Annotated in this window: 21 protein-coding genes; 8 read left to right on the plus strand and 13 right to left on the minus strand. The window is 67.8% G+C overall.

Features of this window, described 5'->3' with window-relative positions; all coding sequences use genetic code 11:
- Positions 1-214 precede the first annotated feature (214 nt).
- Together ACFU95_RS28480 and ACFU95_RS28485 are read left to right on the plus strand one after the other, a co-directional pair.
- Positions 215-556: a plasmid mobilization relaxosome protein MobC gene (locus ACFU95_RS28480; protein ID WP_383832776.1), complete on the plus strand. Its 342-nt coding sequence runs from the start codon at positions 215-217 to the stop codon at positions 554-556.
- Positions 553-2,262 carry a relaxase/mobilization nuclease domain-containing protein gene (locus tag ACFU95_RS28485; protein ID WP_383832778.1) on the plus strand — a complete coding sequence of 570 codons (1,710 nt, stop codon included), beginning with the start codon at positions 553-555 and terminating at the stop codon, positions 2,260-2,262. Before ACFU95_RS28480 ends, ACFU95_RS28485 begins: the two co-directional genes overlap by 4 nt.
- A 68-nt stretch (positions 2,263-2,330) precedes the next feature.
- Here ACFU95_RS28485 and ACFU95_RS28490 read toward each other — a convergent pair whose 3' ends face one another.
- Both ACFU95_RS28490 and ACFU95_RS28495 read right to left on the minus strand, forming a co-directional pair.
- A complete protein-coding gene (locus tag ACFU95_RS28490; RefSeq protein ID WP_383832780.1) occupies positions 2,331-2,534 on the minus strand; it encodes a hypothetical protein in 204 nt (67 codons plus the stop codon).
- Positions 2,506-2,841, minus strand: a complete 336-nt coding sequence (locus ACFU95_RS28495; RefSeq protein WP_383832782.1) for a hypothetical protein — start codon at positions 2,839-2,841, stop codon at positions 2,506-2,508. The genes ACFU95_RS28490 and ACFU95_RS28495 overlap by 29 nt, the downstream gene beginning before the upstream one ends.
- 7 nt (positions 2,842-2,848) lie before the next feature.
- Here ACFU95_RS28495 and ACFU95_RS28500 point away from each other — a divergent pair, with 7 nt between their 5' ends.
- Positions 2,849-3,007, plus strand: coding sequence for a hypothetical protein (locus ACFU95_RS28500; RefSeq protein ID WP_383832783.1), 159 nt, complete (start codon positions 2,849-2,851; stop codon positions 3,005-3,007).
- Between the two features lie 101 nt (positions 3,008-3,108).
- On the opposite strand, the gene ACFU95_RS28505 is transcribed toward ACFU95_RS28500, so the two are convergent.
- Both ACFU95_RS28505 and ACFU95_RS28510 read right to left on the minus strand, forming a co-directional pair.
- Positions 3,109-3,243, minus strand: a complete 135-nt coding sequence (locus tag ACFU95_RS28505) for a hypothetical protein (RefSeq protein WP_383832785.1) — start codon at positions 3,241-3,243, stop codon at positions 3,109-3,111.
- 422 nt (positions 3,244-3,665) lie between these two features.
- Positions 3,666-4,352 (minus strand): DUF317 domain-containing protein, encoded by a 687-nt coding sequence (locus ACFU95_RS28510; RefSeq protein ID WP_383832787.1) that lies wholly within the window; start codon positions 4,350-4,352, stop codon positions 3,666-3,668.
- Between the two features lie 390 nt (positions 4,353-4,742).
- Between ACFU95_RS28510 and ACFU95_RS28515 the strand changes: the two genes are divergently transcribed.
- Positions 4,743-5,375, plus strand: a complete 633-nt coding sequence (locus ACFU95_RS28515) for a DUF2461 family protein (protein WP_383832789.1) — start codon at positions 4,743-4,745, stop codon at positions 5,373-5,375.
- A gap of 462 nt (positions 5,376-5,837) precedes the next feature.
- Here ACFU95_RS28515 and ACFU95_RS28520 read toward each other — a convergent pair whose 3' ends face one another.
- Genes ACFU95_RS28520 through ACFU95_RS28535 form a run of 4 tightly spaced genes read right to left on the minus strand, consistent with a single transcriptional unit; the run spans position 5,838 to position 7,797 of the window.
- Complete coding sequence (locus ACFU95_RS28520) at positions 5,838-6,020, minus strand: DUF397 domain-containing protein (protein WP_383832791.1); 183 nt, start codon at positions 6,018-6,020, stop codon at positions 5,838-5,840.
- Positions 6,021-6,031: 11 nt separating this feature from the next.
- Positions 6,032-6,943, minus strand: a complete 912-nt coding sequence (locus ACFU95_RS28525) for a helix-turn-helix domain-containing protein (RefSeq protein WP_383832793.1) — start codon at positions 6,941-6,943, stop codon at positions 6,032-6,034.
- Positions 6,894-7,418, minus strand: coding sequence for a DUF6879 family protein (locus ACFU95_RS28530; RefSeq protein ID WP_383832795.1), 525 nt, complete (start codon positions 7,416-7,418; stop codon positions 6,894-6,896). Before ACFU95_RS28530 ends, ACFU95_RS28525 begins: the two co-directional genes overlap by 50 nt.
- Positions 7,390-7,797, minus strand: coding sequence for a hypothetical protein (locus tag ACFU95_RS28535; RefSeq protein ID WP_383832797.1), 408 nt, complete (start codon positions 7,795-7,797; stop codon positions 7,390-7,392). The genes ACFU95_RS28530 and ACFU95_RS28535 overlap by 29 nt, the downstream gene beginning before the upstream one ends.
- Before the next feature lie 363 nt (positions 7,798-8,160).
- Here ACFU95_RS28535 and ACFU95_RS28540 point away from each other — a divergent pair, with 363 nt between their 5' ends.
- From ACFU95_RS28540 to ACFU95_RS28550, 3 genes are all read left to right on the plus strand, one after another.
- Positions 8,161-8,886, plus strand: coding sequence for an ATP-binding protein (locus tag ACFU95_RS28540; RefSeq protein WP_383832799.1), 726 nt, complete (start codon positions 8,161-8,163; stop codon positions 8,884-8,886).
- 413 nt (positions 8,887-9,299) lie between these two features.
- Entirely contained in the window at positions 9,300-9,494 is a 195-nt protein-coding gene (locus tag ACFU95_RS28545; RefSeq protein ID WP_383832801.1) for a hypothetical protein, read from the plus strand.
- 110 nt (positions 9,495-9,604) lie between these two features.
- Positions 9,605-10,576, plus strand: coding sequence for a hypothetical protein (locus ACFU95_RS28550; RefSeq protein ID WP_383832803.1), 972 nt, complete (start codon positions 9,605-9,607; stop codon positions 10,574-10,576).
- Here the strand turns inward: ACFU95_RS28550 and hemC are convergent.
- The 5 genes from hemC to ACFU95_RS28575 form a co-directional block, all read right to left on the minus strand.
- Positions 10,566-11,507: a hydroxymethylbilane synthase gene (hemC, locus tag ACFU95_RS28555; protein WP_383832805.1), complete on the minus strand. Its 942-nt coding sequence runs from the start codon at positions 11,505-11,507 to the stop codon at positions 10,566-10,568. The genes ACFU95_RS28550 and hemC overlap by 11 nt on opposite strands.
- Before the next feature lie 200 nt (positions 11,508-11,707).
- Positions 11,708-13,066 carry a hypothetical protein gene (locus tag ACFU95_RS28560; protein WP_383832807.1) on the minus strand — a complete coding sequence of 453 codons (1,359 nt, stop codon included), beginning with the start codon at positions 13,064-13,066 and terminating at the stop codon, positions 11,708-11,710.
- 268 nt (positions 13,067-13,334) lie between these two features.
- Complete coding sequence (locus tag ACFU95_RS28565; protein ID WP_383832809.1) at positions 13,335-13,670, minus strand: YnfA family protein; 336 nt, start codon at positions 13,668-13,670, stop codon at positions 13,335-13,337.
- Positions 13,671-14,096: 426 nt separating this feature from the next.
- Complete coding sequence (locus ACFU95_RS28570) at positions 14,097-14,912, minus strand: sulfite exporter TauE/SafE family protein (protein ID WP_383832811.1); 816 nt, start codon at positions 14,910-14,912, stop codon at positions 14,097-14,099.
- A gap of 205 nt (positions 14,913-15,117) precedes the next feature.
- Complete coding sequence (locus tag ACFU95_RS28575; RefSeq protein WP_383832855.1) at positions 15,118-15,294, minus strand: arginase family protein; 177 nt, start codon at positions 15,292-15,294, stop codon at positions 15,118-15,120.
- A 167-nt stretch (positions 15,295-15,461) separates the two neighbouring features.
- On the opposite strand from ACFU95_RS28575, the gene ACFU95_RS28580 reads away from it, so the two are divergent.
- The gene (locus ACFU95_RS28580) at positions 15,462-15,932 is read left to right on the plus strand and encodes a hypothetical protein (RefSeq protein WP_383832813.1); all 471 of its coding nucleotides are present in this window, start codon (positions 15,462-15,464) and stop codon (positions 15,930-15,932) included.
- Positions 15,933-15,962: the final 30 nt, after the last annotated feature.

The following is a 15,962-nucleotide window of genomic DNA, read 5'->3' on the forward strand; positions in this document are numbered from 1 at the left end:
AGCGCCAGCAAGTTGTACCGGGAGCGATGCTCCCGACGGTCCCGCCCCAGGGGTGGCGGGACCGGCCCGGTGCCAGGGGGCACCGGGCCGTAAGGCTGCGACCGAGGGCGGACCGCAGCCGGGAGGGAACCGGCAGGCCGAGTCCCTCTCGAAGAGACGTCAGCGCGCGCGTCTGCCGCGAGAGCGCAAGCGCCTGAAGCAGCCCAGCTGCCGTATGAACGACGCAGAATTCAAGCGACTCACTGATGCCGCCACCTACTGCGACATGTCCAACGCCGCGTTCCTCGCCTACTCCGTCGACAAGGCAGCCCGCGACTTGACCCGTACGGCCGCCGAGATCGCCACCGAACGGGAGGTCATCGACGAGCTGTTCGCCGCACGCCGTCACCTGGGCCGCATCCACGGCCTGTTCAACCAGGTCGCCAAGGCCCTCAACTCCGGCGCCGACGTACCCCAGCTCGGCGCTGCGGCCGAAACCGTACGCCGCGCGGCCAGCCGCATGGAGGATGCCGCCGATGCCCTACTCGCCCACCGCGACGGCGGCGCCCCGGAGTGATCCCCAGCATCCACAAACGCGGCAGCAAGACGATCGGGCTGATCCGCTACCTCTACGGCCCCGGCACCGAAGAGGAACACATCGACCCGCACCTGGTGGCCGCCTTCGACCCGCTCACCCCCGACCCCGGCCGCAACCCGAAGGCCACGTACGAACAGCTGCAACGCCTGCTCGACCAACCCGTCAATGCTCTGCCCACCAGCAAGCGCCCCGAGGAGCACGTGTGGCACCTGTCCGTGCGGGCCGCCCCGGAGGATCCGCCCCTGTCAGACGAGGACTGGGCGGCCATCGCCCGCCGCATGGTCGCCATCACCGGCATCGCCCCCGACGGCGACGATGCCGCCTGCCGGTGGGCCGCCGTCCGCCATGCCGACGACCACATCCACATCATCGCCACCCTGGTCCGGGACGACGGACGCCGGCCGCGCCTGCACAACGAGGCCCGTCGCGCCCAGGCCGAGTGCCGTCGTATCGAGGCCGACTATGGGCTGCGCCGCGTCGCGTCCGGGGACGACACCGCCGCCAAGCCACTCACAAGCGCCGAACGCCACAAGGCCGAACGCGAAAGCAGGGAGCGACCGGCACGCGAGGAGCTGCGGGAGACCGTGCGCCGCGCGGTCGCCGGGGCCACGAGCGAGGAGGAGTTCTTCGACCGGCTGGCCTCCGCCGGTCTACTGATCCGCAAACGCGTCGCGCCCTCCGGCGACCTGCTCGGCTACAAGGTCGCCCTCTCGGACAACCGCAACGGGAAAAAGGAGCCGGTCTTCTACGCGGGCTCCACCCTCTCCCCCGACCTGTCTCTGCCCCGCATCCGTAAACGCTGGGCCGACGACACTGACACCGTCTCCGCCGAAGCAGCGAGTCCGGTGTCGAGCGGTCCGGCAACAGCACGGCGGCGGGCGGCCGGAGTCGTATGGCAGGCCCTGCTGGTCATTGACCACGGCGAGGACGCTCAGGTGGCTGCGCACATCGCCGCCGCCGGAGAGGTCCTGGACGCGCTCGCCAAGACCTCCGCCGCCCACACTCGTGCCCAACTGCGCGAGGCGGCCTTCGTGTTCGAGCGGGCCACCCGCTCCCACATCAAGGCCGTACGCGGGCACGACCGTGCCCTGCGCCAGGCCGCCCGTGAACTCGTCTACAGCGGACCCTCGCTAGGCCGCGGAGAGGACGGCGCGACGACCGCGATGGTGATCGACATGCTGTTCTTCCTCGTCACCGCCTCCGCCCACTGGCACGCCAAGAAGAACCACGCCCAGCAGGCAGCCGCAGCCCGCCAGGCCGCCGGCCACCTGCGTGCCGCCTACCAGGCCGCCGCCGACGTCCCGCTGACCATGCTGTACCAGCGGGGCCGGCACCTGCCCCAGCCCCTGCGCCAGAAGCAGGCCGTCCATCTGCGTCAGGCGGTGCCGGAACTTGCAGAACAGGTCCTGGCCGAGCCGGGCTGGTTTGCCTTGGCCGCCACGCTCGCCGAAGCCGAGGCCGCCGGACACAACCCGACCGCCCTCCTGGCAGAGGCAGCTGGGCGGCGGGAGCTGCAGACCGCGGACTCGGTCAGCGACGTGCTGGTGTGGCGGCTGCGCCGCATGGCCGACCTGCCCGCCGACGCGACCGCGATGCCCGAACCCACCACAACCACCGCCAGGGGCAGCGGCAGTGCCGCCCAGCCCTCGCCCAACCGAGACGACCGACCCCGCAAGTCACGGTGAATCAGCACATACGACGGTGCCCCTCTGCCAGGCCCAAGGCAGAGGGGCACCGCGGTAGTAGAGGGTGGTCAGTCGGCGACCTGGACCTTGGCCAGCGCCTTCTTCAGACTTGCATCCACGAGACCCGGCGAACCGGAGACGACCACCACGACGCTGTCGGCGCGAACCGCCGTCTGCTTGACGATGCTGCGCTGCCCGCCAACCGAGGAGGTGAGCAGCTGACTCGACTGCTCGTCCCCCAGATCAGGAGCCGTCCCCTCGAGAGTGCCCATGTCGATGACCGTTCTGCCCGACGACCTGGTACACGGGGCAAGAGACCATCGCATCGAAGATCTCCCCGATGACCTTGGACAGCTTCGCCGCGCTGTCGCTGTACAACTCCTCGGACACCTCGGAGCCGCCGCCTCCGGCGTAGGTGAAGGACACCTTCGCCTTGCGGGAGAAACCAAGGCCGGAGCCAGTCGCCGCCTCGGCGCCAAGCTTCTCCAGCGCCGGGCAGCCGACCACGGTCACATCGTCGTGCGTTGCCGGTCGCCGCGGCAGGCGGGTGTAGCCCCCGTCCAGGTCGCTCTCGTCCAAGAGCAGCTTGGCCAGTGCGACCGAGGACAACGGCGCCGGCGCCGAGGCGTTCTCGGACGGCGCGGTCGCGGAGGGCGCCAGGATGGAGGAGGAGGTCCTGCCGGTCGAGCAGCCCGCCCGAGCCAGGACGGCGAGGGCGCTCAGGCTGAGGACGGTCGTGGCGTGAAGGCGCAGGTGAACCCCTGATTGGCGTGCGAAATGGACGGGTTGGCCAGGCCGGTCCTCCGGGTACCGGCAGGAGATGAGGCGGTAGGGGGTTCGGGGAGTTCAGTGGCCGAGGTGGCGCAGGCCCTCTTCGAGGGTGGGGTGGAACCGGTCGGGCGGACCGGAGTGGCGGTTGTACCAGGCCGCGTCCAGGCCGGGCTCCTTCGTCTCGTGTGGCCGGCCCGGCAGCGCAACCACACCGAGTCATCTCGCAGGCACAAGACGATCCAGTCCCGGTACGCGCCACACTCGGGGCAGGTCTGGACCTGTCCGTCGACGACGAGCGGCTGCAGCCAGCGCATCATCAGCCCGGCCACGTCCTGACGCGAGGGCACCCGTAGGTCCGGCGGCAGGAAGTCGGACGTCGGTGTCTGTGGCGCTGTCGGTGTCTCCGCGCCGAAGGCGGGATCCGGCAGGGGCCACTCGGCATGCATCTGCAGCAGCTCGTAGCCCGCGCGCTGGGCTTCACGGAACGCGCGGTCCGCGCGAGCGCGTCGAAAGAACAAGGACTCTTCCTCTCTGTCGTACAGCAGGCACGGGACCTGCCTCACACCGGTGACATGCAACTCAGGGAAATCGGCGGCGAGCACTGCCACGGGCCCCTTCGGACCGCGAGATGCTCAGCCCCGCCGGACCACGGTGAGTCGGCCCTGCGCGCTCTCGGGCAAGGTGCGCCGGGGCACCGGGACCGGTGAGGCGAGTGAGGCGGCGAAAGCGGCGACCAGTTCATGCGGGACGCTGGCGCTGAAGCTCGCACACCACAGATACGGGGCGCCGAAAACGGGTTCAGCCCACGCCTGCCAGCCCATCAGGTCAGGGCGCGGGTCGGCGTCCTCGATGAGCGGCGGCAGCATCCCCAGAGAGATGCAGGCAGAGAGCCCGGGGTCCATGGCGGCGGTGTGGGGGCTGTCCACGTCACGGATCCAGCCCCGGGCAAGGGGCGCGTCGAGGACCGTCTCGGGTGGTTCAAAGCCCGTGTCCGGCGCCTCGCGGGCATCGAGCGCGATCAGGAGGTCGGAGAGCGCCTCGTGCGGAACGCCGGCGGTGAAGTACGCGTTCCACTCCGCCATCGCGGAGGTTGGATGCGGGCGCGCGCTCAGCTGCCAGGCGACGGGCAGGCCCCCCAGCTCGAACGGGTAGCTGGCGAGGATCCATTCGGCGCCGCGCAGTCCGTCCGGGCTCACATGGAGCAGGGTGTTTCGGGCGGTGGGCCACATGCGCCAGCCGAGGCCGGCCAGGCTGTCGCCGATCCGCTCGGCGAGTACGCCATCGTCACCGGCCAGGTGTCGCGGGGTGACCCAGTACATCGGGTCTGGCGAGTCGGGGCGGAGGGGGTCGCTGGGGTGGTGCGGGTGCAGGGGCGCCTCCGTGGGCTCGGGGACAAGGGGTCCAGCAGGGTGTTGTACGTTGACATGCTCTGCCCCCAGCGCACCAGTACTTGCGGGATCTTTCCTGTCTGCCCCCGGCGAACTTGTCGGTCGCCATCCTGTGGGATCTCAAGTTCGGCTGCACAATGTCACCGCCCGCTTCATATCGGCTGCACTCTCCGTGCTTCACGGCGAACTCGCCCACCGCGCACGGCACATCGAACTGGCCGGAGAGCCCCGCCGCAGCACCTCCCACCTTGTCTGGGGTTACGCCTCCCTGCCCGTGTCACTCTCGGCGCGCGCGGATCACGGGTGAGCTAACCTGCGCGCATGCGCGGACAGTTCACCGGCTGGCCGGAGCAGGCCATGGACGTGTTGTGGCAGCTCCAGGGCGAACCGACCCACGCGACCCGCGAGCGCTACCGCGCGGACCGCGAACGCCTGGTCCGGCAGCCGATGATCGCCCTGCTCAACGAGGTCGCGGACGCCGACCCCCGGTACGAGGACTTCTCCGTCTGGCACTATCGCACCGACTCCTGGTGGTGGCAGCACCAGGGCGCGGTGATCCGGCTCGGCCGCAAGATCGAGATCGGTCTCCGGTTCTCCCTGGACGGCCTGCGGATCCAGGGCGCCTGGTGGTACCCCGATCCCGGCCAGGTGGACATGTTCCGCAAAGCCGTGGCCTCCGAGGGGAGCGGCCGCGAACTGTCCGCCATCGTCGAGGACGTGCGGAAGAAGGGCTACGACATCTCCGGGGACGTGATGAAACGCCCCCCGCGTGGCTATCCGACGGACCACTCCCGTACGAACCTGCTGCGCCACCGTTCACTGATCGCCGCCCGTCCCCTCGGCTGCGAGCAGTGGCTGCACACCCCCGAGGCGGTCGACCGGGTCCTCTCAGCCGCCGCCGACCTGGACGCCCTGCTGATGTGGCTGGTCCGCCACGTGAAGGGCGCCGCCTGACATCACTAGGGCGCCACGCGGCACGGGAGGAACCACACCCGTGCCGCCAGCCCCCACACTCTGATCAAGACAGACCGCAGAGGAAATGACACAAGCTGAGACTCCGCTGTCCAACACGCCATGAGGCTGCGGAAGAAACTGCAGGTCACGAGGGCGGTCTCCGACACCAGGGGTGAGACCCTCCACTCCCGTAGAGGAGCCCGTTCCGTTTCGGAACACCAACGCTGTTCCGCTTCGGAACAGCAAGGCCGTTCCGAAACGGAACAGGCAATTCAGCGAAGTTGGACGGGCTCCGTCCTGAGAACGGGACGCCACCTGATCCAGGTTGCTGCCCCGGCATCTGGTGATCGCCAAGGGTACGCAGAAATGATCACAGTCAAGCTCGTCCAACAGTTGAATAGAGCGTGCGTCCAACGGTTGGACGGTCGGCCCGTTCAATGCCTGGACCAAAGTGAACGGGCGCTACGCTCCCTTGACGTGCTCGACGAATGCCGCCCAGCTGCTTCGCTGGACAGCCAGGAGACCCCGGCCGCGCTCTTTCGTGTCCCGAACCAGCACGTGCTTCAGGTCCTTGTCGGCTACTTCAACGCAGTTCTCGGTTCCTGTGTAGGTGCTGGTACGCCAGTTCGGGGCCTCGGTCTGCATGGTGTGCTCTCCTAGTCGCTCGGCATCTGGTCGAAGTGGTGGATCGCTGTGAGGATGAGGTCTCGGACTGCGGTCCCGTAGACCGCCGACTGCTTCAAGAGGGCGAACGCCTTGGTGTACAGCTCGATTTCGCGGGGCTGGGTAACGGAGAACTCCGCCGAGTAGGTCTCGACGAGGACGAGCTTGTCGTCGAACATCGAGAAGGAGTTGCCGGGCCAGATGCCGAGGGGTGCGGATCGGGGGATGATGCCCAGGCTCAGGCGGGGCAGCCGCATGACCGCCAGCAGGCGGTCGAGCTGTCCCTTCATTACCTCCGGGCCCCCGAAGTTCGTGTAGAGCGACTGTTCTCCGAGCACCACGTTGAAGATCCGGTTGCCCTGGTACAGGTATTGCTGCCGTTCGAGTCGTTTGGCGGTGGCGGCTTCCGCGTCGTCGGGGATCTCGTAGTAGTCGACTACGTGCCTGAACGTCTCGGCCGCGTATTCCGCGGTCTGGAGCGTTCCCCACACGAGCGTGGGGTGCCAGATGCGGAAGACCTTGGTCTTGGCGTAGACCGGCAGGGCCTTGCGTTGCCGTCGTTCCGCCCCGGTCTGGAGCTGTCGGCGCCACTCAAGCCACAGCTCGTCGATGTGCCGAACCGTGGCTATCAAGTCATCGGCGTGGTCTTGTCTGTTGGTCGTGACGCACCAGACACGGATGTCGTCTTCGCTGGGGTTCTGCTTCCCGTTCTCCAGCCGAGAGACCTTGGACTCGGCCCACCCCGTGGCCACGGCGAATGCCCGGCCGCTCGCGAACCCCGCATCCTTCCGGAATCCGCGCAGCCGGGCACCCAGTGCCTCTCGTGCTTCTTGAGCTTGGCTATTCACTGATGGGTCAGGGCTTGTACTCGGCGTGTGGGGTGGCGGCGTCCCAGAGCAGGTCACGTACCCGGATGCACTCGGCCACGGTGTCCGGGTCCTCGACGATTTCCGACCCCAGCACCCGGCCCTCCGGGTCGAAGTGGCCGACGGCGAGAAGACGATCGTCGTACAGCCACCAGTCGTTGCCGTCGACCGGGAACGAGATGCCCTCCGGCAGCTGGTGCCGCGGGAGCCATCGGATGTCCTCGCCGGCCTCCAGGTTGAGGTGGGTCAACGAGTGCTCCCAGCCGACGTACTGGGAGTGGGGCTCCGTGATGACACGGACGCGCCTGACGTTCCTGCCTTCGCCCGTGACCCGCTTCATGAGCCCCATCCAGGGGTCGAGCCACGCGTAGTCGTCGGGCTCGCCCCGCTGCCACCGCGCGTAGGGCGTGTCCTCGATGGGAGAGCCGTAGTCGTCCCTCAGCTCCAGGTGGAAGGCGTCGCGTTCGAAGCTGCTGAACAGCTCGTCACGCTGGGCCGAGGTGATCAGGTCCACTGTTCTCCTCCAGTAGGGCCGTGATCGAGGACTTGGGGACCTCGATGCAGGTCTCATAGTCGGGCATCCGCATCTGACTCAGAGCATCGGGATCGTGCATTTCCGGCCCCTGCAGGACACATGTGCCCTGATCCGTGACGATCATGATCGGGGCGGTGAAGCTCTTGATCTCGCCGGTGTCGAGTCCGTCCTTCGTCAGGTGCTCGAACAGCTCCGTCGGCACCTCGATCACTGTCTGGCCTTCCGGCACGTCAAGTTGCATGAGCAAGTCGTTGCCGAACACCTTCCAGCCTTGGATGACGTAGCTGTCCTGGTCACTCGCGTACAGGGTGGGGCTGTCTCCGGGGGTGGAGTTCTTACCAAGGAACCGTAGCTTCACGGCTGCTCTCCCGTCCGCTGCCTTGCGTCGGTTTGCGCGACAGAACGATGGTGCGCGAGGCATTAGCGGCCGTCAATCAATCTCCTGCAAACTCGCGCAATCTCTTTGGGAGTTGAGAGACCGCCGTCCTACGGTCGTGTCAAAACCCGAGCAACCAAGGGAAGCCGGCGGAACGCGCTGTGGCGCGGCGCCGAGAGCAACCTTCCTTCCCGTGACGTGCGGAGGACAGCGATGGCCCTTGCCTTCCAGAGTGCAACCGCCCCTGAGGCGACGTGCAGGAGATCACGGAGCACTTCCGGCGGTATAGCCAGGGCTGTTCCGCCTCAGGGGAGGGTTCCGCAGGTACGCGGTCCGAGGAGAGACATGGACCAGCCCGCTCGCTTCGTCATCTCATGCAACCGCGCGCCACAGCAGGTGCGGCAGCTGCGCCGAATCAGTGCCGATCATCTGCGGCTGTGGGGAGTCGGCTCCTGCGTCGACACAGCCAAATTGCTCATCAGCGAGTTGGTCACCAACGCCGTCCGGTACGGCGAGACAGAGGACGTCACCTTCTCCGTCTCCTACTGGCGAGGCGAGGTCCGCATCGAGGTGGCCGACGGAACTCCGGGCCGCCCGCAGGTGAAGAGACCGACCACGGACGAGGAGAGCGGTCGCGGCATGCTGATCGTCGAAGCCCTCGCCGAGAACTGGGGAACCAGCAAGGACGGCACCACCACGTGGTGCACGATCGCCGTACCGGAACCACTGGTTCCCAAGTCCGGGTTCTGGTGCGAGTGGCGCACGGAGAACGGCAAGCAGCTCGCGCTCGCAGCCATGCCCACTCCGGACCGTGCGATCCGTTGGGCCCGCATCCAGATGCGCGTCATCGCCTCGGCCATCAACGCACCGCTGGCCAGCGACCTCTGGGACTGGCTGTCCGACGGATGGCGTGAGCCCGCCGAAGCACTGAAGAACGGCGAGGAGTTCACGTTCCCTCTCTCGGCCGACCCATACAAGTTCATCTGGCACGCCCGCCCAGTGCTCTTCGTGCCCGTTATCGGCGGGAGCCCGCTGCCCCACCTCTCGGAGAAAGAGCGCGAATGGGACTGAAGCCTCGCGAGCTGTGGAGCCGTTTCGACTGGCATGACGGGAGCTGCTTCAGGTGCGAGCAGACCGGCGTCCCGGTGGCAGAGATCGGCGAAATCGCGGTGGCCGACAGAGCTTTCCCACTCGCCGCTTGCCAGTGGTGCGTCTTCAGGCTGGAACAGCTCCACTACACGATGCGCGAACGGGTCGCTCGCCAGCAGAGCACGACTCCCAGGCCCACGCCCACACAGCCTCACCCCTCAAGCCAGTGGCCGACCAGCGCGCCACTCGTCAGACCGCCCGCTCATGTCGCGTAGGAAGACAGCCGTGCCCTGGGCGGGCCTTGAGCCCCCCCGTCCCTGCCGCTCGAACTGGAGGTTCCCCCTGACCTCAGAAGGACAGGTCGCGGCAGGGATGGGGCCACCACCAACCACGAGATGAGAGGCATCTTGGCAGCCCAGGAGCAGGAACCAAGCGACGACGAGTTGTTCGACCTCATCGGCGCAGTAGGCGTCGGAAACGGCGTCGCCAAGGACGCTGGGCTCCCCGTAGCCACTCGCCAGGTCGGCACAGACCTTGCGGGCGACGCCGCAGCCAAGCTCGCGGACTTCAAGCGCCGAGAACAGGCGTAAGGCAGAGCGCCTCTCCCCGACACACAGACTCCCGACGGCAGGCACCAATCCGCATTTCTCCCCGTGCCTGCCGGCGGGCCCATCGCGCCACCCGCCGAAAGCGAGGACAGATGAGCGTCACCGCGCCACCCGCCCGGACCCACGGAGCCACAAGCCCGCTCCGCAGCCGACCGGCCGTTCGCCGCTTCCTGGAAGGCCCCGCTCTGACCCCGGCCGACCTGTCCATGGTGTTACTGGTCACCGAGAAGGAGTCGGACCGCCCCATGCCAACCCTCACGGTCGGCAAGATTCCCGCCGCGATGCGCGAGGTCCAGCAGCTCGGCATCCGGTCCGTCAAGATCTTCGCCGAGTCCACCCAGCGCGACGCCGCCGGGAAGTTCTCGGTCGTACCGGATGCCCTGATGGCTCGCGCGGTTCGGGCGGCGAAGGACACGGAACCCGAGATCGCCGTCATGACGGAGACCTGCCTGTGCTCGTACACCGACACCGGCTTTTGCTACGTCAGCGATCGGCACGGGCGCCCGGACATCGCCGCCACCACCGACGTGACCGCCCGGCAGGCTGTCGCGCATGCGGCGGCGGGAGCTGACATCGTGGGCCCGGCCTCCATGGTCGTCGGGACGGCCAAGGGCGCCCGCGAGGCACTGAATGCGGCAGGGCACGAGAGCGTGTCGATCATGCCGCACGTCATCTTCTGGAGCAGCCTCTACGACGGCTTCCGGCTCACCATGGGCGCCACCCCGCAGGCGGGCTCCGACCGCGAGTTCCAGATCAATCCCGGCAAGCCCGAGCAGTTCATCGACACCGCTCTACAACTGGTCGGCGATGGTGCGGACATGCTCCTGCTCGAACCCGCGATGTTCAGCGCCGATGTTCTCACCGAACTGAAGAAGCGCACGCTGGCGCCTCTCTTCCCGTTCTCGGTCTCGGGCGAGTTCAGCACCCTCTCGCATGTGGACACCGCGACCGGAAAGCGGGACGTGCGCCGGCTCGAGGAACTCTTCACCATGCTCAAGCGGGCCGGGGCGGAGGCCAGCATCACCTACGCCGCGCTGGACATCGCCCGCCATCTCAACGACTGACCGCGGACTCACCCCGAATCGCGTCCAGGATGGACCGCGCGCCCTGGTCGATCAGCTCTGCGGCCAGGGCCGCACCGAGCTTCTCCGGCTCCCCCATCGGGCCGGAGAGGGTGCCCTCAACCCGCCGGGCACCATCCAGCGACGTGACCTGAGCGAAGAGCGACAAGGAGCCGTCCGGCCCTGTCTGCGCGTACGCGCCCACGGGCACGCTGCACCCGCCGTGCAGTTCGGCGAGCAGGGCCCTCTCCGCCCGTACATGAGCGTCGACGGCCGTATCTCCCACGCTGGAGAGGATCTCCTGGAGTTCACGGCTGCCTTCTCGGACCTGAATTCCAAGAGCTCCTTGTCCGGGCGAGGGCGGAAATTGGTCCAGGGGTAGCAGCTCGCCAATTGCGTCGTCGAGGCCCAAGCGACGAAGTCCTGCCGCCGCCAAAACCACTGCATCGAGGCCCATGGTCTCAATCTTCTTCAGGCGAGGCGGCACATTCCCACGGATTGGTACCACTTCAAGGTCTGGGCGGAGAGCCAGAAGCTGAGCAATTCGCCGCGGGGCACCGGTTCCTACCCGAGCGCCCTTACGCAGGTTAGCCAGCGTGGAGCCACACAACGCGTCCCGTACGTCTTCACGACCAGGGGGCGGCAGAAGAGTGAGCCCGGGCGGGCTCGCAGTCGGCAGATCCTTCAGGGAGTGGATGACTACGTCCACGTCTCCCCTGCTCAGTGCCGCCTCCTGCGCAGAGCTGAAGGCGCTGCCACCGCTGATCGCCGAGACATCGGAGAGCCGGGACTTTCTGTCCTTGTCGCCACCTTCGAGAATCACTCGGTGCGTGAACGCAATGCCCTGGAATCGCTCACGAAGGGGGGCAAGGTACTCCCGCACCTGCACCTTGGCCAGATTGCTGGCGCGCGAACCCACCAGGTACGTCTTCACAGCGATCAACTCCCGACAAGCGATAGGCTGTCAATTCATGGTAGCCCTCACCTAGTTGCGCCTTTCCCGACCACCCGTCGGAAAGGCACAGTCATGCGACCTGGCCTGGCGCTTTCGCTCGTGAAAAAACTCCGCTGCTACTGGGCGCCATCAGGAATCAGCCAAATCGACTGCTGTCGAGACGGCCCAAAGGTTCCTGGCTATCGGCCGTTGAGTTCGGTGCGGCACGCAGCGCAGTACATGGCCGCGTTGCGTCCGTGTCGGCGCATCAGCTGGCCGCAGCCTGCACACAGTCCCAGCTCCCAGGGCGGGCACCCCAGCGCGGCCGAGGCGGCAGCCCGCTCGACGGACGTGATCAGCGACGGTTTCACGGACCGTTGCAGCGGCATCCGCGGCAGGGTGTAGCCGCCAGTGGGCTGTCCTAGATCACGGATAGGCCGGGCGTCGCTGACGAACCATCCCTCTTCTCCGGCACGGCATATCCGGTCGATCTCCTGCTCGGCGAAGGTGATCTGGTCGTCCTCCTCCTGCGCCGGCGCGACGGGAAGCGGCGTCTTCTCCCTGACCAGCTCCCGCCATAATTCGCAGTCATCCGCCGGCACCCACATGTGCCGGCCGACTCGGCCACTACCCCGATTGGGCACGTAGACGGGGACGCTCTCCCCTGTCGCGCTGGAGAGCACGAGATCCTCGATATGGACGGGCTTCTTCTCCGGCAGACACAGGGCGGGGAGGAACCACTCGGCGTGAATCCCGTCGCAATGACCGGCTCCCTCGGACAGAGGGCAGTGGCGATCGCTGCTGGGCACGCACTTCCAGACTTGGAGGAAGCGGTACCCACCACGGATCACCATCTCCTTGCCGTCGGAGATGTCCTTCCACGGCATGTTGTCCACCCTGGCCCACGGCGCTCGGTCGATCAGCGAGGCTGTACGGTCCTTCGCCACCCACAGGGGCGTGATCTCGTGTTGTACGGCGTTGACGGACCGGCGGTGAACGCTGCTGGAACTGATGTGGTGGTACTGGATCTCCCAGCCGATGCGGATACCGCCGGGGCCGGATATGAGGGCATCGGAGATGGTCCGCCGATTCGCCGTGGGAACTTCGGCTTCTGCATCCAGACCACCGCATGAGGCCGTCTCGACGATCCGTTCCTTCGTGGCTTTGTGCTGTGCGCTCTCCGCCGGGGTCGCCTTGTGCGTGATCGGCAGGTGTGACGCCACGAGTGGCCGACGACCCCCGACGCGGCCTCGGCGGATGAACATCCACGGAGACTTACCGCCGGATTCCGACAGGCACTCGCGCCCGTCATGGTGCGCGAGGCATTCGAGCAGCTGCGGGTCGCGGTCGGCGGTGCTCGCAGTGATCTCCAGGAGCAGATCAGGGCGGTCCGGGTGACCGAGGTCGGGCAGGGACAGGTTGATCTCTATGCCATATCCGGTGTGCCACACCCCATTTGCCATCTCAATACCATAAGGAGCACCACTGACACTCGAATAGATCGCCTGAGGTACTCGCGGGGTACAGGCGACCTGGCTGAACGGCAAGGCCGCCTGCAAACGGGAGTTCTGTACGGAGATCGCCGACTGCCGTGAGATGGCTCAGCAGAAGCCCCCGGCTAACTGGCCAGCGCCATCACTTTCTCCTACAGCGCGTACAGGAGCTGAGTCCGGAACGCCGAGCTGAGCGGCCACCGGCCATCTCGGCAAGGACGAGCGCCATGGCCGATCTCCGGCAAGGAACCGCGTCGGATCACGGATCCACTGCGCGGGCGATGGGCAAGCTCCCTGACCATCGTGTCGGCCGCGGCCTGACCGCGCCCGCAGGTCAGTTGCCGCGGGGCGCGTACATCAGCACCGCCATCCCGGCGAGGCAGATGAGGGCCCCGATGATGTCGTAGCGGTCGGGGCGGTAGCCGTCGGCGATCATGCCCCAGGCGATGGAACCGGCGACGAAGATGCCGCCGTAGGCGGCCAGGACGCGCCCGAAGTTCTCGTCGTGCTGCAAGGTGGCGACGAATCCGTACAGCCCGAGCGCGATGACACCAGCCCCGGCCCAGATCCATCCTTTGTTCTCCCGCACGCCCTGCCACACCAGCCACGCTCCGCCGATCTCGAACAGGGCGGCGACGACGAACAGGGCAACGGAACGTGCAACAGTCATGGCCGGGACTCTACGCAGGTCACCGGCGTCAGCCCGGAGCCAGTACAGGCTTGCCGCCGTATCCGCACACGAGACCTGCGACCGGGCCGGAGCGACAACAGCCGACGCGAGCGCGGCGTCGGCCCGCCAGCACGCCCCGGCCAGGACAGGGGCGAGGCCGGGCAGCCAACGGGCCACCTCGGCAGCGCCACTGCCACCACCCCGGCCGCGATCAGCGCGGGCAACAGACAGCAGACCACACAGGCCAGACCGGGCAGAGCACCCGGGGCTTGGGGCGCACGCATGGTGTGGTGCGGGTCAGCAGCAGGATCCATCGTGGCGTTCCTCCCCGGCGTTCGGCGAACGGCAGGGACAGGCCAGGCTGGTCGCGCAGACGGTCAGGTCATCGTCGCAGCCCGCGGCCACGGCCTCTCCCTTCTGACGGGTTCAGTCGTGACGAGCAAGCTTGACCGCGGAGACCAGCAGTATCGCGGCCAGCACGGGGATGAGTACCAGATCGGAGAACACTCCGAGCAGCAGTCCGCCCAGCACCGCCCCGGCGATCGAACCCGCGATCATGACCAGCGTGAAGCGGAGATTGGCGCCGAGCACCGCGAAGCTGCCGTCCCGGCTGTAGCGGGCGAAGGCCACCAGCATGGTCGGCAACGACACCAGCAGAGACAGGCTTCCCGCTGTCTTGATGTCCACCGCGAACAGCAGCACGATCGTCGGGATCAGCAGCTCGCCCCCGGCCACGCCCATGATCGCGGCGACCACCCCGATGCCGAAGCCGGCCACCACCCCGCAGGGCACCTGCGCCCACACCGGCAGCACGAGCGTCCCCAGCGAGGCACTGTGCGTGACCATCAGGGCCACGGCCATCAGCACCATCAACGCCGCCAACACCTTGTACAGGGTGGCGCTGCGCATCCGCACCGCCCACGTCGCGCCAACCCAGGCGCCCAGCAGACTCCCGGCCAGCAGATTGACCGCGACGTGCCATTGCGCGCCCACCTCGGAGACGGACACCGCCACCAGCCGCGCGGTCAGCGCGACCAGGACCACCACCAGGCTCATCGCCTTGTTCAGAATGACCGCGGAGAGCGCGGCGAACCCGAACAGGCCGATCAGCAACGGCAGCCGAAACTCCGCGCCCCCCAGACCGATCATCCCGCCGAGCACACCGATCGCCGCTCCCGCACCGAACACCAGAGGTGCCGAGCGTGTCGAACGTGAGGGGACAAGGTTCTGCGCGGTAGTCATAGCGGGCATCCTGGCTGGGGGCGGTCCCTGCCCGCTACGGCACGGCCCCGTCTTCGGGGGAAGGAACCGGGCCACCGCTCAGCTCCCGTCCGAACCTCCTAACGTCGGCGCCCAGGCACCGGCCGGGCCCGCTCGAAGCTGGAAGTCCGCGGAGACAGAGTCCGGCAGGTTCCCTCCTGCCAGGCATTCGAAAGACCTCAACTCCTCACACCCGCCTGTCTTTCGGCGCCGTGGTGATGTACCCGGGATCCAGATCCGCGACGACCTCGACGCCTACCACGGGTGTCTCGTGGCAGATCCGGCGGATGGCCGGTAGCAGCTCCCGGTTGGTCAGACCCGGCGGCTCCGGGGCGCCGGTGCCCCGGAGCGAAGGCCGGTGGATGGAGTAGTGCCGGCGGTGGGTGGCCGGAGTTGCTGTAGATGATCAGTCGGCTGCGCAGCGGCCCGTGACGGCCGCCAGGGTCACAGAGAAGTCGGCATGCAGGGCCGGTGCCCCGCCTCTACGGTGGGAGGGTGAGGGTGAGGCTTCGCACCACCCCACGCGGTGGCGTGTCCAAGACTGACTGCGCGGGCGCCGTCTACGGTTCCTTGCTTGCCGCGTCCGTACTGGCCACTGCCGGGGCCGTGGGGCACTACTCGCGATTGCAGCTCGTGATGTTGCTGATCGTTACGGGCCTGGTGTTCTGGGCCGCGCACGTCTACGCGCACATTGCGGGCGAACGGCTGGTCGGCCAGCCGTGGAGCAGACGCGAGATCCGTCTGGTTGCCGGGCACGAGTGGTCGATCGTCGAGGCCGCCGCCCTGCCTGCTGCGACCGTGGCGGTCAGCCCGCTCCTGGGGCTGGACTCGGGCGGCGGCGTATGGCTCGCTCTCGGCGTGGCCGTGGCGCAGCAGGTCACGTGGGCTTGCCTCAGCGCAGCCCGGGGCGGCGCGACCCGCCGCCAACTGGTCGCCGAAGCCGCCGTCAACCTCGTGCTCGGGTTGGTCATCGTGGCCGCCAAGGCGCTGCTGGGACACTGACGGCGAGTCGCGTGGCGCATCCTGTCGGAG

The organism is Streptomyces sp. NPDC057623, assembly GCF_042800355.1.
In the GTDB taxonomy this organism is placed as follows: Bacteria; Actinomycetota; Actinomycetes; order Streptomycetales; family Streptomycetaceae; genus Streptomyces.